This window comes from Kitasatospora sp. NPDC053308 (assembly GCF_055585785.1).
This window is the reverse complement of record NZ_JBVJJY010000003.1, coordinates 297,039-314,111: the sequence shown is the minus strand read 5'-3', so window position 1 is coordinate 314,111 and position 17,073 is coordinate 297,039. Positions and strand designations below refer to the sequence as shown.

General features: G+C 73.7%; 15 protein-coding genes. 5 read left to right on the top strand and 10 right to left on the bottom strand.

Annotated elements, in window-relative coordinates; translation table 11 throughout:
* Positions 1-408 precede the first annotated feature (408 nt).
* From ACZ6Y7_RS09340 to ACZ6Y7_RS09320, 5 genes are all read right to left on the bottom strand, one after another.
* Positions 409-1,287, bottom strand: coding sequence for an alkaline phosphatase family protein (locus ACZ6Y7_RS09340; RefSeq protein ID WP_465757245.1), 879 nt, complete (start codon positions 1,285-1,287; stop codon positions 409-411).
* Between the two features lie 251 nt (positions 1,288-1,538).
* Complete coding sequence (locus tag ACZ6Y7_RS09335; RefSeq protein ID WP_465757244.1) at positions 1,539-1,913, bottom strand: hypothetical protein; 375 nt, start codon at positions 1,911-1,913, stop codon at positions 1,539-1,541.
* A gap of 74 nt (positions 1,914-1,987) precedes the next feature.
* The gene (locus ACZ6Y7_RS09330; protein ID WP_465757243.1) at positions 1,988-3,175 is read right to left on the bottom strand and encodes an acyl-CoA dehydrogenase family protein; all 1,188 of its coding nucleotides are present in this window, start codon (positions 3,173-3,175) and stop codon (positions 1,988-1,990) included.
* Between the two features lie 190 nt (positions 3,176-3,365).
* The gene (locus tag ACZ6Y7_RS09325; RefSeq protein ID WP_465757503.1) at positions 3,366-3,674 is read right to left on the bottom strand and encodes an AzlD domain-containing protein; all 309 of its coding nucleotides are present in this window, start codon (positions 3,672-3,674) and stop codon (positions 3,366-3,368) included.
* Complete coding sequence (locus ACZ6Y7_RS09320; RefSeq protein ID WP_465757242.1) at positions 3,674-4,558, bottom strand: AzlC family ABC transporter permease; 885 nt, start codon at positions 4,556-4,558, stop codon at positions 3,674-3,676. The genes ACZ6Y7_RS09325 and ACZ6Y7_RS09320 overlap by 1 nt, the downstream gene beginning before the upstream one ends.
* 238 nt (positions 4,559-4,796) lie before the next feature.
* Here ACZ6Y7_RS09320 and ACZ6Y7_RS09315 point away from each other — a divergent pair, with 238 nt between their 5' ends.
* Positions 4,797-5,387: a helix-turn-helix domain-containing protein gene (locus ACZ6Y7_RS09315; protein WP_402210753.1), complete on the top strand. Its 591-nt coding sequence runs from the start codon at positions 4,797-4,799 to the stop codon at positions 5,385-5,387.
* 34 nt (positions 5,388-5,421) lie between these two features.
* On the opposite strand, the gene ACZ6Y7_RS09310 is transcribed toward ACZ6Y7_RS09315, so the two are convergent.
* Positions 5,422-7,413 (bottom strand): cholesterol oxidase substrate-binding domain-containing protein, encoded by a 1,992-nt coding sequence (locus tag ACZ6Y7_RS09310; RefSeq protein ID WP_465757241.1) that lies wholly within the window; start codon positions 7,411-7,413, stop codon positions 5,422-5,424.
* A gap of 392 nt (positions 7,414-7,805) precedes the next feature.
* Between ACZ6Y7_RS09310 and ACZ6Y7_RS09305 the strand changes: the two genes are divergently transcribed.
* Positions 7,806-9,221, top strand: a complete 1,416-nt coding sequence (locus ACZ6Y7_RS09305; RefSeq protein WP_465757240.1) for a class II fumarate hydratase — start codon at positions 7,806-7,808, stop codon at positions 9,219-9,221.
* A gap of 166 nt (positions 9,222-9,387) precedes the next feature.
* Here the strand turns inward: ACZ6Y7_RS09305 and ACZ6Y7_RS09300 are convergent, their stop codons facing one another.
* On the bottom strand, positions 9,388-9,834 hold the full coding sequence (locus ACZ6Y7_RS09300; RefSeq protein ID WP_465757239.1) for an SPW repeat protein: 447 nt from the start codon (positions 9,832-9,834) through the stop codon (positions 9,388-9,390).
* Between the two features lie 227 nt (positions 9,835-10,061).
* Between ACZ6Y7_RS09300 and ACZ6Y7_RS09295 the strand changes: the two genes are divergently transcribed.
* Positions 10,062-10,640: a PadR family transcriptional regulator gene (locus ACZ6Y7_RS09295; RefSeq protein ID WP_465757238.1), complete on the top strand. Its 579-nt coding sequence runs from the start codon at positions 10,062-10,064 to the stop codon at positions 10,638-10,640.
* A 197-nt stretch (positions 10,641-10,837) separates the two neighbouring features.
* Positions 10,838-12,553, top strand: a complete 1,716-nt coding sequence (locus ACZ6Y7_RS09290) for an acyl-CoA dehydrogenase family protein (RefSeq protein ID WP_465757237.1) — start codon at positions 10,838-10,840, stop codon at positions 12,551-12,553.
* Between the two features lie 326 nt (positions 12,554-12,879).
* Here ACZ6Y7_RS09290 and ACZ6Y7_RS09285 read toward each other — a convergent pair whose 3' ends face one another.
* Positions 12,880-13,572 carry a response regulator gene (locus tag ACZ6Y7_RS09285; RefSeq protein WP_465757236.1) on the bottom strand — a complete coding sequence of 231 codons (693 nt, stop codon included), beginning with the start codon at positions 13,570-13,572 and terminating at the stop codon, positions 12,880-12,882.
* A 254-nt stretch (positions 13,573-13,826) separates the two neighbouring features.
* Between ACZ6Y7_RS09285 and ACZ6Y7_RS09280 the strand changes: the two genes are divergently transcribed.
* A complete protein-coding gene (locus tag ACZ6Y7_RS09280; RefSeq protein WP_465757235.1) occupies positions 13,827-15,938 on the top strand; it encodes a sensor histidine kinase in 2,112 nt (703 codons plus the stop codon).
* 168 nt (positions 15,939-16,106) lie between these two features.
* Here ACZ6Y7_RS09280 and ACZ6Y7_RS09275 read toward each other — a convergent pair whose 3' ends face one another.
* Positions 16,107-16,349, bottom strand: coding sequence for a hypothetical protein (locus tag ACZ6Y7_RS09275; RefSeq protein ID WP_465757234.1), 243 nt, complete (start codon positions 16,347-16,349; stop codon positions 16,107-16,109).
* Between the two features lie 50 nt (positions 16,350-16,399).
* Positions 16,400-17,065 carry a hypothetical protein gene (locus ACZ6Y7_RS09270; RefSeq protein WP_465757233.1) on the bottom strand — a complete coding sequence of 222 codons (666 nt, stop codon included), beginning with the start codon at positions 17,063-17,065 and terminating at the stop codon, positions 16,400-16,402.
* Positions 17,066-17,073 lie beyond the last annotated feature (8 nt).

Here is a 17,073-nt window from a genome sequence, read left to right as displayed (position 1 = left end):
TTGCCCCGCGTTCGCCGTCGGCCGTTCCCGTCCCCGCCGCCGGCCCGGGCGACGCGTTCCGCCGTCCGGTGTACATATCGTGGCCCGCGCCGTCCCGGCGGAGCGTCACCACCAAGTCGCGATCTTGCCTCCGACCCACGGGGTACGGTCTCCACCTTCAGGCGTATGTCCTACGGCAGGGGCGCCGGGCTCCGCGGGACCCGGTCCGTGCCGGTCCGGCGCTCAGGTTGGCACGCTCCGGTCGAGTACCGCCCGAACCCCGATCGAGCCTCGCTCAAGCCCGGCGTCACCGCAGCCCGGCCTGCTGCACCCGGGGCACCCTCGGCTCCGGCCACGCGACGTCCAGGTCTTCCGCGGCCTGGAACGCCTGCGGCGACGCCCGACGGCGTCAGACGGCGCCCGACGGCGTCAGACCGTCGCGGGCACCGGCCGGGCGACCGGGAAGGGCCGGCCGTCGAGGGTCCAGTGCGGGTCGATCGGGCGCAGCAGCGAGGCGTACACCTGGGCGGCGACGTCCGGGTGGCGGATCTCGCCGAGCGGCGGTCCGGCGGGGATGTCGTGCCCGGCGCAGGCGACCCAGGCCGTCCGCTCCTCGACCGTCCGGCCGCCGTGGCCGCCGGCGTCGACGTGGCCGTGGTCGGTGACGACGATGACGGTCCACTGCTCTTCGGCGTACGACGGCCGGCCGCGGACGGCGTCCAGGAGGCGGCCGAGGCGTTCGTCGGCGGTGCGCATCGAGGCGCGGTACTCGTCGCCGCAACCCAGGAAGTGGGCGGTCTCGTCGACCGCGCCGAGGTAGACGAAGGAGGCCTCGGGATCGGCGGTGCCGAGGACGTGGACGGCCTCCCGGGTGACCTCCTCGTCCACGGCCTCCCAGGCCTCGGGGGTGTCCTCGGCCGGGGCGACGTAGGAGAGCCGCCCGGGCGCGCGGAAGAGCGGGCCGCCGGACTCGTTGATCATCAGCGGGTCCCAGCCGGCCGCGACGAAGGTGCGCCGGCGGTCGCTCCGGTTGAGGCGGGTGGCGAAGTCGGGGAACACGTCGAGCCGGTTGCCGCCCAGGTGGTTGCCCCAGACGCCGTGCTTGGCGGCCTCGACACCGGTCACGATGGTCGCCCAGCAGGGGCCGGACATGGTGGGCGTGCCCTCCGCCACGGTGACCGGTACCAGGAACCCGGCCTCGGCGACCTCCCGCAGGCGCGGCATCGGCACCTGCTCCAGGTAGTCGTGCCGGACGCCGTCGATCCCGACGACGAGCACGCGGGGGCGGGGCCACTGGACAGCGGACATGGCGGGGTTCCTTTCGGTCGTGCGCACCGTCGGCCGCGCCCGCCCGGGGCGCCGCCGACCGCGCCATGCTCCACCGACCGCCGTACCGAACGGCGTCACGCAGCCGAACGGCGGGTGTCCGCGAGGTGTCGGGCGACCTCCGCGCCGCTGGTCGGCGAGCCACCCGGACGGGGCGGGCGTGCTGGTCAGCGGGGCACCCGGACGGGGCGGGCGTGCTGGTCAGCGGGCCGAGGGCAGCGCTCGCGGGACCGTCACGGCCGGGGCCGGAACTCGTGGACGACCTCGATGCGCCCCACGATGTGCCGGTTGAACTCCTCCAGCTCTTCGGCGGGCACCCAGAGCTCCAGGATCGTCCGGCCGCCGGCCTGCCGTACGGGATAGCGGGCGAGGAACTCGGTCTCGACCTCGAAGCGGGTGACGTAGCCGACGCCGGAGGCGGGCACGTTCCAGTCACGGGCGATCTTGATCGCGTAGTCCTCGTCGAGGACCGGGTAGAAGATCGGCTGGTCGGGCAGCCGGGGCGGCCAGGCACGCCGGTCGGCGGCCTCGACCAGCGCCAGCTCCTCGGGCCCGGTGGGGCGCCAGAGGGTGGTGGTCGGGGGCGTCCTGGGATGCGTGCTGGTCATGGACGGGCACGGTAGCCGGGCACGGTCGCGCCCGGCCACCGCTTTTCCCCTGGTCACGAGGGGCGGGCGGCCCGTCAGCGGTAGGCGGACTCGCCGGTGATGGCCTCGCCGAGGACCAGGGTGTGGATCTCGCTGGTGCCCTCGTAGGTGAGCACCGACTCCAGGTTGTTGGCGTGCCGCAGCACCGGGTACTCGGTGGTGATGCCGTTGGCCCCGAGGACGGTGCGGGCGCTGCGGGCGATGTCCAGCGCGGTGCGCACGTTGTTGAGCTTGCCGAAGCTGATGTGCGGCGGGCGGGCGGCGCCCTCCTCCTTGAGACGGCCGATCCGCAGCGCCACCAGGTAGGCCTTCTCGACCTCCAGCATCATCTCGACCAGCTTCTGCTGGGTCAGCTGGAAGCCGGCGATCGGGCGGTCGAACTGGATCCGGCTCCTGGCGTAGTCCAGGGCGGAGGTGTAGCAGTCACGGGCGGCGCCGACGGTGCCCCAGAGGATGCCGTAGCGGGCCTCGTTGAGGGAGGAGAGCGGGCCGCGCAGGCCGACCACCCCGGGGAGCACGGCGTCGGCGGGCAGGACCACGTCGTCGAAGGCGAGCTCGCTGGTGACGGAGGCGCGCAGGGAGAGCTTGCCGTGCACGTCGGTGGCGGTCAGGCCGCGGGTGCCGCGCTCGACCAGGAAGCCGCGCACGCCCTCCTCGGTCTGCGCCCAGACGACGGCGACGTCGGCGATGCTGCCGTTGGTGATCCACATCTTGCTGCCGGACAGCACCCAGTCGCCGTCCGCGCCGCCCTTGCGGACCGCGCGGGTGCGCATGTTGGCCGGGTCCGAGCCGAAGTCCGGTTCGGTGAGGCCGAAGCAGCCGATCAGCTCGCCCGCGGCCATCCCGGGCAGCCAGCGCTGCTTCTGCTCCTCGGAGCCGAAGGCGTGGATCGAGCGCATGGCGAGCGAGCCCTGGACGGAGACGAAGCTGCGCAGCCCGGAGTCGGCCGCCTCCAGCTCCATGCAGGCCACGCCGTACGCGACCGCGTCGGCGCCCGCGCAGCCGTAGCCGTCGAGGTGCATGCCGAGGACACCGAGGGCGCCGAGTTCGGGGGCGAGTTCGCGGGCCGGGAAGACCCCGCGCTCGAACCACTCGCCGATGTGCGGGCGGATCCGTTCCTCGGTGAACCGGCGGACGGTGTCGCGGATCAGCCGCTCCTCGTCGGAGAGGAGGTCGCCGACGGCGAGCAGGTCGGACGGGTCGATCCGGTTCGGCTTCGTCATCGAAGCTCCTTGCAGTCTCGGCAGGGCACCGGTCTCGGCGGGTCGGCGGAGCACCGGCGCGTGTTCGGAGTACCGGCGAGTATTCCGCACCCGCCCCGGCCGTGGGTGGGCGCGAACGCGTGAGGAAAGCGACAGCGCGGGCTGACGGCATCTCAGCGGCCGCCCGCCCCGACCCGTAGGGGGGTGGCGCTCAGGCCACCCCGCACAGCCGGAGCACTGCCGTCGTGACCGCGCCCGCGACGACCACCACCGGGAACGGCGCGCGCCGCACCGCCAGCACCCCCGCCACCAGCACACCCGCCGGACGGGCCCACCCGGCGAAGCCGTGCCCCTGGGTCAGCGCACCGGTCGCCACCAGGGCGACCAGCAGCACCGCCGCCGCGACGGCCAGCAGGTGCCGCAGGCGCTCCGAGAGGGCCAGTCGGCCACCCAGCAGCGGCCCGGCGAGCCGGAAGGCGTACGTGCCGAGCGCCAGCAACAGCACCGCGTACAGCGGCATCATCGGACCGCCTCCTTCTCCTCGACCAGCGCCGGATCCTCCGCCGCCCGGGCCCCGGACTCCGTGGGCTGCGCAGACCCTCCGAGCCCCGCAGACCCCGCGGACACCGCGGACTCCCGGGGGCCCGCAGACCCATCGGGCCCCGCAGGCCCCACAGACCCATCGGGCCCCGCAGACCCCACAGACCCCTCGGGCCCCGCAGACCCCTCGGGCCCCGCCGTCGGCCGGCCCCCGAACAGCAGCCCGACCAGGGCCAGCAGCACCGGCAGGCCGGCCGGGACGAACGGCGTCGCCGCGACCGCCACCGCCGCGCCCACCAGCGCCGCGGTACGGGTGCGCCGGTCGGTGAGCGAGGGCAGGACGAGGGCGAGCAGGACGGCGGGGAAGGCGGCGTCCAGGCCCAGCGCGTCGGTGTCCCCGATCAGGCCGCCCGCGACGGAGCCGAGCAGCACCGCGACGTTCCACACCACGAACAGGGCGGTCCCGCAGAGCCAGAACGCGGCCCGGCGCCGTCGCGGCTCGCTCTGCTGCAGGGCGAAGGCGGCGGACTCGTCGGTGATCAGCTGGGCGCCGACCATCCAGCGCCACCGGGGGCCGTCGAGGACGTCGGCCACGGTGAAACCGAAGGGCAGTAGCCGGGCGTTGAGCACCAGTCCGGTGGCGACCGCCGCGAGCGCTCCGCCGCCGGAGAGCACCACGCCGACCGCCGCGAACTGCGAGCCGCCCGCGAACACGAGGACGGAGAGTGCGATCGGCACCCAGAGGGGCAGACCGCCGGAGACGCTGATCGCGCCGAAGGAGGCGCCGACGAGGGCGTCGGCCAGGCATACCAGAGCGATGTCACGCAGGGTGACGCGCTCCAGTGTTCGGATGAGCGAACGCATGTCCATCAGAATGAACCCGCCGTTACGGGTTCGTCAAGGCGAACAAGGGGACCGGCAGACCGAACGCCAGCCCACCGGACACCTCCGCGGGCCCGGGCGTCCGTGGCAGCATGAGCGGCACCGGCCGCCGCACCGGAAACCCGGAGCCGGACGCCCCCGGGAGCCGGACACCACCCGGGACCGGGCGGCAGCGGCCCACGGAGGGCGAAGGAGTCAGAGGAGAGCGTGAGTGGCGAGCATGAGTGACCACACCACCCCGGCCGCGGTCGCCGGCGGTTCCGGGACCGAGCTGATCGGCCAGATCGCCGCCTCGATCCGCCGCGAGCGCGAGCGCAGCGGGCTCTCGATGACCGAGCTGGCCCGCCGCGCGGGCATCGCCAAGTCGACGCTCTCCCAGCTGGAGTCGGGTGCGGGCAACCCCAGCGTGGAGACGCTCTGGGCCCTCGGGGTCGCGCTGAACGTGCCGTTCAGCCGACTGGTCGACCCGCCGCGCCCCGCGGTCAAGGTGATCCGGGCCGGCGAGGGCCCGGTGACCCACTCCGAGCGCGCCGACTACGCCGCCACCGTGCTCTCCTCCTGCCCGCCCAACGCCCGCCGGGACATCTACCGGATCGAGGCGCAGCCCGGCGAGACCAGGGCCTCCGACCCGCACATGCCCGGCACCGTCGAGCACGTGATGATCGGTGCCGGGCGCGCCCTGGTCGGACCGGCGGAGGCGCCGGTCGAACTCGGCCCGGGGGATTACGTGAGCTACCCGGGCGACTCCCCGCACGTGTTCCGCGCCCTGGCCCCGGACACCCTGGCGGTGATCGTGATGGAACACATCTGACCGAGCCTTCCGATGCCACCTCAGATGTGAAGTCTCACTTCAACAGCCTGTCCAGGAAGGGGTTCCCGAACACCCGGTGCGGGTCGTGGCGGTCCAGGACGGCGACCGCCTCGTCCCAGCCGGGGCCGCCGCCGGCCCGCAGGCCGTCCGGGATGACCCGGTCGATCAGGTCCGGGTCGGACCAGGCGGCGTCGGCGGTGTAGGCCCAGCCCTTGGACCACTCGACCCGCAGGCCCGCCCGGGTGCCGTCGAAGGTGCGCAGCAGCCACTGCTCCAGGTCCCGGGCGAAGCGCTCCAGGCCGGGCGTGCCGGGGAAGGCGAGGACGTCGAGCCAGACCGCCGTGTCCCACTCGGGGCGGTCGGCGCGCGGGCGCAGCGCGGACAGCAGCGGGGGGCGGGCACCAGGGACGCCGCAGTACGCCGGGTCGTCCAGGCCGGTGACCCGGATCTCCACCGCGCCGTTCACCGGGTACTCGCCGCGGGCCTGGTACGCGGCCAGCAACTCCTGGTAGTACGCGGCGAATTCGCTGACCACCCACTGCAGGTCGGCCCGTCGGGTGAGGATCGCGTAGCCGTTGGCGGTGACCCGCAGGGTGGTGGGGCGGACGTACTGCAGCAGGGCGCGCGAGCGTCCCCAGAGGTCGGAGTGCAGGCCGCCGGCGAGCAGGTGGGTGAGCACCTCGCCGCTGAGCAGGCCGCGCAGCAGCCCGCCGGAGAGGAGGACGTCGGTGAGGTCGCCGGTGAGCCCCACCTTCGCGACCAGGTACTGGAGCCGACCGAACAGCGGGGCAGACGCCCAGGCGCCGGAGACGATGTCACCGGCCAGCCGGGCCACGGGCTCCGGGACGTTGTCCGAGAAGGGGTAGTTGTACGGCTGGTCGACGGTGAGGGAGGCGAGCGGCTTGGTCGGGGCGACGCTCCAGGTCTTGAGCCAGGGGCGGTCGGTGTAGGCGAACCAGATCGCCTCGGCCCGGCCGTCGCGCTCGACGAACTCGGCGAAGGTCCGGGGGCCGTCCCCACCGGACCCGCCACCCAGCAGGCCGCCCAGCACTCCCCCGAGCAACCCGCCGCCGCTCCCGCCGCTCCCGCCGACCGGGCCACCGCCGGACGCCGCCCCCGGGCGGGCGAAGAGCTCGGCCGCGGGGATGTCGAGTCGGCTGACGCAGCGCAGCGGCCGGTCGGCGCCGGCCCGCAGCACGACCTCGGTGAGGAAGGCGCGGCCCAGGTGCACCAGGAAGGCGGCGCTGTCGGCCTCGGAGCGGTCGAAGGTCCGCAGCGTGTAACGGCCGGTGGCCGGGTCGAGGACGACGGCGGTGAGCCGGACCACCTGGTTGCTCACGGAGCCGTAACCGTGCCCCTCCGGCCGCACCTCGCCGGCGGCGGGGACGGCGGTGCCGTGGCCGCCGATGGCGAGCACCCCGCCGACGGTGATCTCGCCGGGCGCCGGACAGGCGGTCAGGCCGAGGCCGCGGTCGGCCAGGTGGGCGAGCAGGGCCTCCATGGTGGCGCCGGTCTGCACCCGGACGGTGGTGGACGAATCCGCGCTGATCGCCGTCAGGTGGCGGCTGGTGTCCACGAGCAGGACGCGGGCGCTCTCCGGGGTCCGGTCGGCGACGGTGAGCGGCGCCCAGGTGTGACGGTAGCCGCAGGCGCGCAGGCGCCAGCCGTTGGCGTGCGCCCAGTCGGCGAGGGCCGGCACCTCGTCCGGGGTGCGCGGCGCGCAGGTCCACAGCTGGTCGGTGCGGATCTCGCCGGACCAGTTCTGGAAGACCCGCTGGTAGAGCTCGGTGCCGTCGGGCAGTGCGGGCGGTGCGGGCGTGGCCGCCTCGGCGCTGTCCGGTCCGACGGTGCCGCGCAGGATCCAGGCGGCGCCGCCGAGTGCGGCGGAGGCGCCCAGCAACTGCCGCCGGGTGAGACCGCTCCCGCCGGTGCCGCCGATACTGCCGGTACTGCCCGTGCTACTCGGGCTGCTCGGGCTGCTCCCGGCGGTGTCCGTCGTCCCCGTGCCGTGTCGTCCCCTGGTCATCCGTCCGCCCCTCGCGCTGGTCCCCCCGGGCCCGGCTGCGGCCGTCCGGGTCGGCCGGTGTCCGCCCGGCCCGGGGAGGAGCGTACGAAGTGCCGCACGGAGGTTTGGGGCGGACCCGTCGTTGACTCACTCCTTCGAGTGAGCGCGGCGCCGGCAACGGTTGGGGGCGCTCGGCGCAGGGCAAGTGGAGCGGCCTCCTCCGGAGGACCGGACGGGCTCTCCCCGGAGGGAACCGGACTGCCGCCCCCGGGGCCGGGAGGCCCGGCCGGATAGCCGGGGCTCGGGCCGGATAGCCGGGGGCCGGGCCGGAAATACCCGGGGCCCGCTCGCGGCTGTGGTGATCGGAGATCCGCTCCGGGCCGGACCGGCCCGTACAGGAGGTGCAGCGCGCGATGGGTGACGAGCAGGCGAAGCCGCAGGAGTCGCAGGAGTACCGGGTCGAGCACGACTCGATGGGCGAGGTCCGGGTGCCGGCCGACGCGAAGTGGCAGGCGCAGACGCAGCGGGCGGTGGAGAACTTCCCGGTGTCCGGGCAGCGGCTGGAGCGGGCGCACATCGCCGCGCTGGCCCGGATCAAGGCCGCCGCGGCCCGGGTGAACGCCCGCCTCGGGGTCCTGAACGGGGAGACGGCGGAGGCGATCGTCGCGGCCGCCGAGGAGGTCGCGCAGGGGCACTGGGACGACCAGTTCCCGGTGGACGTGTTCCAGACCGGTTCGGGCACCTCGTCCAACATGAACACCAACGAGGTGATCGCGACCCTGGCCGGGGAGCGGCTCGGCCGTCCCGTCCACCCCAACGACCACGTCAACGCGAGCCAGTCGTCCAACGACGTCTTCCCGTCCTCGATCCACATCGCCGCCACCGCCGCCGTGACGCACGACCTGGTCCCGGCACTGGAGCACCTGGCGGAGGCGTTGGAGCGCAAGGCCGCCGAGTTCGCCGAGGTGGTGAAGTCGGGCCGTACGCACCTGATGGACGCCACCCCGGTCACCCTCGGCCAGGAGTTCGGCGGCTACGCGGCGCAGGTGCGGCACGGCCGGGAGCGGCTGCTGGCCACGCTCCCCCGGGTCGCCGAACTCCCGCTCGGCGGAACGGCGGTGGGCACCGGCATCAACACTCCTCCGGGCTTCCCGGAGGCGGTCATCGCGGAGGTGGCCCGCGCCACCGACCTGCCGCTGACCGAGGCCAGGAACCACTTCGAGGCGCAGGGCGCGCGGGACGCCCTGGTCGAGCTGAGCGGCCAACTACGGACGGTGGCGGTCGGGTTCACGAAGATCGCGAACGACCTGCGGTGGATGGGCTCCGGCCCGCGCACCGGACTCGGCGAGATCAACCTGCCGGACCTGCAGCCGGGTTCGTCGATCATGCCGGGCAAGGTGAACCCGGTGCTGCCCGAGGTGGTGCTCATGGTCGCCGCCCAGGTGGTCGGCAACGACGCGACGGTGACGCTGGCCGGCGCGAGCGGCAACTTCGAGCTGAACGTGATGCTCCCGGTGATCGCCCGCAACGTGCTGGAGTCGGTGCGGCTGCTCGCCACCAGCGCCCGGCTGCTCGCGGACCGGACGGTGGACGGCATCACCGCCAACGTCGAACGGGCCAGGGAGTACGCCGAGTCCTCGCCCTCGGTGGTGACCCCGCTCAACCGGTACATCGGGTACGAGGAGGCGGCGAAGGTCGCCAAGCAGTCGCTGGCCGAGCGCAAGACGATCCGTCAGGTGGTGCTGGAGCGGGGCTACGTCGAGCGGGGCGAGCTCACCGAGGAGCAGCTGGACGAGGCGTTGGACGTGCTGCGGATGACGCACCCGTAACGCCGCGGGGCCGTGGCCGGGGCCGGGGCGTGCGCCGCGGCGGCTCCGAGACCCGGGGGTCCGGAGCGTGCGCCGGGGCGGCTCGGGTGGGGGCGGGGGCCGGGGCGTGCGCCGGGGCGCGGTGGGCGGTTGTGCCCGCCGCGCCCCGACGGGGCTGCGGGGAAGATCAGCCCCGGGCGCGGCCGGCCCGGCCGCGCCGCATTGCCGCTCCGTTCGAGGTCATGGTGGCCATCGAGATCGCCGCGAGTCCGAGCAGGAACATCACGGCACCGGTGATGAGGCAGGTGACGATGTTCTTGCCGTGCGCGACGGAACCGGAGACCACCCACGGGGAGATGATCGTCCATACACCGAGCGCGGTGGCCGCCCAGGCCCTCGCGTGGGTGCGTTCGTAGGCCGTGCCGTAGCCGGCCATCAGCACCGTGTAGGCCAGCCCGACGATCAGGCAGGTCACGGTGAGGGTGCTGAACGCGGTGAAGCCGACGATCCACGGCGATGCCGCCAGGAAGAGGCCGGCCAGTACGGCCAGGGCTTCCACACCCTGGGCGCGCGGGGTCGAGGTGACCCGCTCGTAGTGTTCCCGTAGTTCGACGATGTCCGGATGGTGCTCCATGCCCGTCGGGATATGGGTTGCCACCGATACCACCTCCTGTGGTCCGGAACCTGGGGGACGCACAGCCCGTGAACGCGCGCGCCCCGTACCCATTCTGTCCCTTCTCTAACGTTTTGCACCCTATTGGGCGTAATGATCGATAACCATCCGATCACGCCGGTGACCTGCGTCTCACCGCCGCGGTGCGCCATTGCCTATGCAACTCGTTGCATAGCAGGATGCGGGTCATGGCACTGGAGCACGCGATCCTCGTCTCGCTGCTGGAGCAGCCCGGCTCCGGCTACGAGCTGGCCCGGCGTTTCGACCGCTCGATCGGCCGCTTCTGGACCGCCACCCACCAGCAGATCTACCGGGTGCTGCGGCGCATGGAGGCGGACGGCTGGGTCGCCGCGGAGGAGGTCGCCCAGGACGGGCGCCCGGACAAGAAGGTCTACTCGGCCGCAGCCGCCGGTCGGGCCGAGCTGGCCACCTGGCTGCGCAAGCCGGTCGCACCGGAGACCGTCCGGCACGAACTCGCGGTCAAGATCCGGGCCGCCGCCTTCGACGACCCGGCCGCGCTGATCTCCGAGGTCGAACGCCACCGCGAGGCCCACGCCGCCCTGCTCGCCCGCTACCTGCACGGCGAGCAGCGGGACTTCCCCGACCTCGAAGCCCTCGACACCCGGCAGGAGCTGCAGCACGTGGTGCTGCGCGGCGGCATCGAGTTCGAGCGGATGACCCTCGACTGGCTCGACGACGTGCTGGCCACCCTGCGCCGACTCGCCGCCGACCGGCCGTCCAGACCCGGCGCCGACCGGCCGTCCTGACGCGTCGGCGTCGCCTGCCGTGTCGGGCGTCGTCCTGCCGTGCAGGCGTCGCTCTGACACGCCGGTGCCGTCCTCGCGCCCCGGTGCCGTCCTTGACGCGCCGGTGCCGTCCCGAACCACGGGCGCCCGGCCGTCCTGACGCGCCGGCGCCCCGCCCCGCCACCCGCTTCCCACACCCTCGACCTCGGGAGTCCCCGATGCTCTTCAATCCGCGCACCTACGACCCCGCCCAGTTCGACGAGCCGACCCGCCGGCTGCTGCGCGCGACCGTGGACTGGTTCGAGTCCCGCGGCAAGAAGGCGCTGATCGACACCTACATCGACCGCAGCTGGTACGCCGACTTCCTCGAATTCGCCGCGAAGGAGGGCCTGTTCGCGGAGTTCCTGACCCCGTCCGCGGCCGACCCGGACAAGCGCTGGGACACCGCGCGGATCGCCGAGCTGAACGAGATCCTCGGCTTCTACGGCCTCGGCTACTGGTACACCTGGCAGGTCACCATCCTGGGCCTCGGCCCGGTCTGGCAGAGCGAGAACGAGGCCGTCCGGGCCCGCGCCGCCCGGCTCCTGGCGGAGGGCCACGTCATGGCCTTCGGCCTCTCCGAGCGCACCCACGGCGCCGACATCTACTCCACCGACATGATCCTCACCCCGGACGGCGAGGGCGGCTTCACCGCGACCGGCTCCAAGTACTACATCGGCAACGGCAACGTGGCCGGCCTGGTCTCGGTCTTCGGCCGACGCTCGGACGTCGAGGGCCCCGAGGGCTACGTCTTCTTCGCCGCCGACAGCCGCCACGAGGCGTACCACCTGGTCAAGAACGTGGTGAACGCCCAGATGTACGTCAGCGAGTTCCGCCTGGAGGACTACCCGGTGCGCGCCGAGGACGTGCTGCACACCGGCCAGGCCGCCTTCGACGCCGCCCTGAACACCGTCAACGTCGGCAAGTTCAACCTCTGCACCGCGTCCATCGGCATCTGCGAGCACGCGATGTACGAGGCCCTCACGCACGCCCACAACCGGGTGCTGTACGGCAAGCGGGTCACCGACTTCCCGCACGTCAAGCGGGAGCTGACCGACGCGTACGTCCGCCTGGTCGCGATGAAGCTGTTCAGCGCCCGGGCCGTGGACTACTTCCGCACCGCCTCCCCCGAGGACCGCCGGTACCTGCTGTTCAACCCGATGACCAAGATGAAGGTCACCACCGAGGGCGAGAAGGTCATCGACCTGATGTGGGACGTCATCGCGGCCAAGGGCTTCGAGGCGGACACCTACTTCGACAAGGCCGCCAAGGACATCCGCGGCCTGCCGAAGCTGGAGGGCACCGTCCACGTCAACCTGGCGCTGATCCTCAAGTTCATGGGCAACTACCTGTTCGCCCCGGCCGAGTACGCCCCGGTGCCGTCCCGTCTGGACGCCGCCGACGACGCCTTCCTGTTCCGCCAGGGCCCGGCCCGCGGCCTCGGCGCGATCCGCTTCCACGACTGGCGCACCGCCTACGACCGCCAGGCGCAGCTGCCCAACGTCGCGCGCTTCCGCGAGCAGGCCGACGGCTTCTGCGAGCTGCTGCTCAGCCACGCGCCCAGCAAGGAGCAGCAGGCGGACCTGGACTTCCTGCTGGAGATCGGTCAGCTGTTCGCGCTGATCGTCTACGGCCAGCTGGTGCTGGAGCAGGCCGAGCTGACCGGTCTGGACGCCTCCGACGAGGGCCGTGAGGTCCTGGACCAGGTCTTCGACGCCCTGGTCCGCGACTTCTCCGCGCACGCCACCGAACTGCACGGCAAGGCCTCCACCACCGAGGAGCAGGCCGCCTGGGCACTGGCCAACGTGCGGCGTCCGGTGTCGGACGCGGCGCGGGCCGCGCGGGTGTGGGAGCGGGTCGAGGCGCTCGCGGGCGCGTACGAGATGCAGCCGTAGGCGCGAGCCGTGCGGAATGTCATCCGGGGGTCGCGATCCGGAAGGGGCGTGACCCGGGGGGGTGTGATCCGGGGGTCGCGATCCGGAAGGGGCGTGACCCGGGGGGGGGTGTGATCCGGGGGGCATGACCCAGGGGATGTGACCCGGGGATGTGCTCCGGGGAGTGACCGAGCGGGTCCCGGGGGTGCCGGTCGGCGGACCGGCGCCCCCGGTCGCGGGTTCCCGCGTTTGGAGGCGGACGGCCCGGGGCGTCCGCCTCAGCCCTGCCGCAGCCAGTCCGGCCGCGCCGCCCCGCCCCGGCCGCCCCGGCCGCCCCGGCCGTCGCTTCAGCCGTCGCCGAGGCCCATGTCGCGGGCTCGGGCGACCGCTTCGGCGCGGGTGGCGACGTGCAGCTTCTCGAAGATGTGCGTGATGTGGTTGCGGACGGTCTTCTCCGCCACCACCAGCTCGCGGGCGATCCGCCGGTTGTCCAGCCCGCGCGCGACCAGGTCCAGCACCTCGGCCTCCCGGGCGGTGAGGTCCGGGAACAGCTGCCCCGCCTCGCGCATCCGGGCCCCGGCCAGCAGGGCGGTGATCCGTCCGGCCACCTCACCGCCGAAGACCGCGCCGCCCGCCGCGACCGTCCGCACCGCGTGCAGCACCTCCTCCCGGCCCGCGCCCTTGACCAGGTAGCCGCGGGCGCCGGCCTGGAGCGCGGCGAGCAGGTTGCCGTCGTCGTCCGACATGGTCAGCATCAGCACGGGCGGCGACGCCTCCTGGGTGGACAGCTGACGGACGGCCTCCAGCCCGGAGCCGTCGGGCAGCGAAAGGTCCATGATCACCACGCTCGGACGGTGCCGGGCGACCGTCTCCGGGATGTCGGCGAGCCGCTCGGCCTCGGCGACCACCAGGACGCCCTCGGCGCTCTCCAGCGCCGCCTTGAGGCCCTCCCGGAAGAGCGGGTGATCATCGACGATCAGTACACGGACGGGCGCTGTTCCGCCCGGGCCCGAGGGGGCGACCGACTGTTCTTCATCCACCCGGTCGACACTACCAGCGCCTCATCGGCTACTTTCCGTGACATGCTCGGAAGTCGTCGCGCGGCGGGCGCGGCAGCACGGAGCGGGTGACCGGTCCCGCACCGGGGCCATCGTCGCGGACGGGATCCGAGACCGCTGCCTCAGGCGCCCGGGACACCGGGCCGCCGAAACTGGAACCTGGTCCGTCCACACCGCCGGGGGTCCGCACCACCGGAGTCCGCCCCACCGGCCCAGCCCGTCTGCGAGGTGGTGGCATGACCCCGGCGACCCCCGGCCGGCGTCGCACGCCGGCCCAACGGCAGCTCACCGCCGCGGCGGTCGTCACGGCGGTCTGCATCGTCTCCGCGACGCTGTGGATCTGCTACGTGCTCGTCCACCTCGGCGATCCCGGCGTGGCACTGCCGCGCGACGAGCTCGCCATCCTGGTCTACGCGCTGCCGACCGCGGGCGCGGGCATGCTGCTGCACGCCCACCGCCCGGGCTCGCCGCTCGGCTGGGTGATGCTCGTCTACGCGCTGACCGACATCGTGGAGTTCACGGCGGCCGCGCCGGTCTGGGTCGAGGTCACCGATCCGGGCATCGTCGGCGCCGTGGCCGCGCTCGACGCGCTCTGCCGGTCGGTCAACGTCACGATCTTCTACGTGCTCCCGCTCTGGCTGCCCTACGGGCGGCTGACCACGCGGCGCTGGTGGTGGTACATCGCCGCCGTCGCGCTGTTCGTGGTCCCGGAGATGTCCCAGCGGCTCGCCCTGCCGAAGGCGTTCGGACGGCCCAACCCCCTCGCCGGGAACCCGCCGGCCCACTACTTCGGCGTCGCCGCCGACGCGCTGGGCGGGCACGACCTGCTGGTCAGCGAACTCCTGGTGGGGATCGTGACCGTCGTCCTGCTCACCCGCCTGCTGCGCCCGCGCCCGGGGCTCGACGGTCAGGGCGAGGCCCGTCGGCACCGGCTGCGGGTCGCGGGGATGCTCGGCGCGTACCTGCTCTGGGCCGGGATGCAGGACATGTACTCGCGGACCTGGACCGAGCACTACTGGCTCAGCTACTCGCTGTTCGCCGCCGCCGGGCTGGTGTGGGCGGTCGCGGTGGCCGTCCTGGTCATCCGGGACCACGGCTGGCGGCTCGACCGGGCGGCCCGCAGCGTACTGATAGGGCTGCTGCTGGGCACCGGGGTCACCGGGGTGTTCGTGGTGGCCGCCGCCGTCCTGTCCACCTGGCTGCTACCGGGACACGGCGGCGCCGCCCTGCTGCTGATCGCCCTGGTGTACGCGCTCGGTACCGCCCTGCCGCGGGCGGCGCGGCGCGCCGTCGCCCTGGTGGACCGGCTGTACTACGGCCGGCGCGCGCAGCCCTACCAGGTGCTGCGGACGCTCGCGGGGCGGGTGCGTCAGGTGGTCGACCCGGAGCGGCTGCCCGAGGCGCTGTGCGCGACCGTCGCCGAGGAACTGCGGCTGCCCGGCGTCACCCTCGCCGTCACCACCCGGGCCGGCCGGCGCACGCTGGCCACCGCCGGACTCCTGGACGGCCGCAGCCAGGACTTCGCCCTGGTCCACAACGGACTGCCGATCGGTGAGCTGACCGTCGGGCTGCGCGCGGGCGAGGAGCGGCTGGACGCGAGCGACGTCGACATCCTGCGCTCGCTCGCGGACCAGGCTTCGCCGGCCGTCGCCTCGCTGCGGCTCCAGGAGGACCTGCGGGCCGGCCGGGAACAGATCGTCTCCGCGCGGGAGGAGGAGCGGCGGTGGCTGCGGCGGGACATCCACGACGGGCTCGGACCGGCGCTCGCCGGGCTGCGGCTGCGGGTGGACAACGCGGCCGCGACGGCGCGGGGGCCGCTCGCGGACACCCTGCGCGGGGTGTCGGACGGCCTGGGGATGACGATCAAGGAAGTCCGCCGGATCACCGACCGGCTCGGGCCCGCGTCGCTCGGCGAGTTCGGGCTGACGCGGGCGATCCGGCAGCTGGTGGACACCTTCAGCGGGACGGAGCTGGCCGTGACCGCGGAGCTGGCGCCGGAACCACTGCCGGAGCTGCCGGCGGCGGTCGAGGTCGCGGCGTACCGGATCACGGCGGAGGCGCTCAACAACGTGCTGCGGCACGCCCGGGCTCGGACGGCGAGGGTGACGCTGCGGGTGGACGAGGCGGCGCTGACGCTGGCCATCCGGGACGACGGGGTGGGGTACCGGCCGGACATCGGCGCGCCGGCGGACGACACCCCCCGGGTGGACGGCAGCGGGGTCGGGCTGCAGTCGATGGCGGACCGGGCGGCGGAGATCGGCGGGCACTGCTCCATCCGGGCGCTGCCGTCGGACGGGGGCACCCAGGTGCTCGCGGTGCTGCCGCGTACGGCGGCCGCGAGGCGATGAGGAGCGATGAGGAGCGATGAGGAGCGATGAGGAGCGATGAGGAGCGATGAGGAGCGATGAGGAGCGATGACAGTGGACAGCGAACAGATGACAGATTTCGAAATCTGTCATCTGTTCGCTGTCATCTGTTATCTGTTACCTGTCACTTGTCAGCCGTGGTCGCCACCGTCAGGAAACGGGGTCGGGCGGCTTGGTGCAGCTGCCGGGCTGGCAACCGATGCCTCCGCCGCCGTCCGGCGTCGGGGGCGGGGTCGGGGTCGGGCCGGGCGAGAGCGCCTTGCGGTCGGCCGAGGACGGGGTGAGGGCCGAACAGGCATGACGCGCGGCGCTGATCGCGGCCATCACGCCGGCCACGGCGCCCGCCAGCACGCCTGCCGTACAGATCGCGGCGCTGATCGGTTTGGTGGTCATGCGGTGGTCTCCTGGTTCTTCCTACGGACCGATCACTCGATCGGACACGTTCAACTCTGCGGACGGACACGCCCCGAGCGCATGGGCCTGGTGTCCCATTCCGGTCCCGGTTCGGCGCCGGGAGCCCCGATGCGCCCCAGCACGGCGGTGGCCGGCTTGCGCGAACCGGCCCGGAGGCCGTACCGCTCCTGGGCCCGGACGTAGACCAAGTCACCGGGGAGCAGCGGAACTTCGCCGTACTCCCCGAGGAAGGAGCCGACCCCGGAGAGGAGCAGCAGGAAGGCCTCGGCGGCCCGGTCCCGGTACGGACCGCAGAGGCCGCCGGGGTTGAGGTCCACGGTGCCCACGTCGATCTGCCGCCGCTCGCGGACGGCCTCGGGGCCGGACCGCTGGGCCGGGATGTCGCCCCGGTGCGGGGTCGCGCGGATGGTGAGCACGGTGGTCGGGGCGCCGCGGACGGCGGTGAAGCGGTGGCTGGTGCCGGGGCGGTGGCGCAGCGCCTCTCCGGGGGCGAGGATCCGGCCGGCCGCGGACAGCCGACCGGAGAGCACCACGGTCACCGACTCGACTGATTCGTAGGGGAGTTGGTCGACGCGGACACCGGGCGGCAGGCTCTCGACGGTCAGCGCGGCGCGGACGGACGGCCGCTGCTCCGGGTCGATCAGCCGCCGGAAGACGGGCGCGGTGCGCGGGACGGCCGCGGGTACGACGATCACGTGGAGTC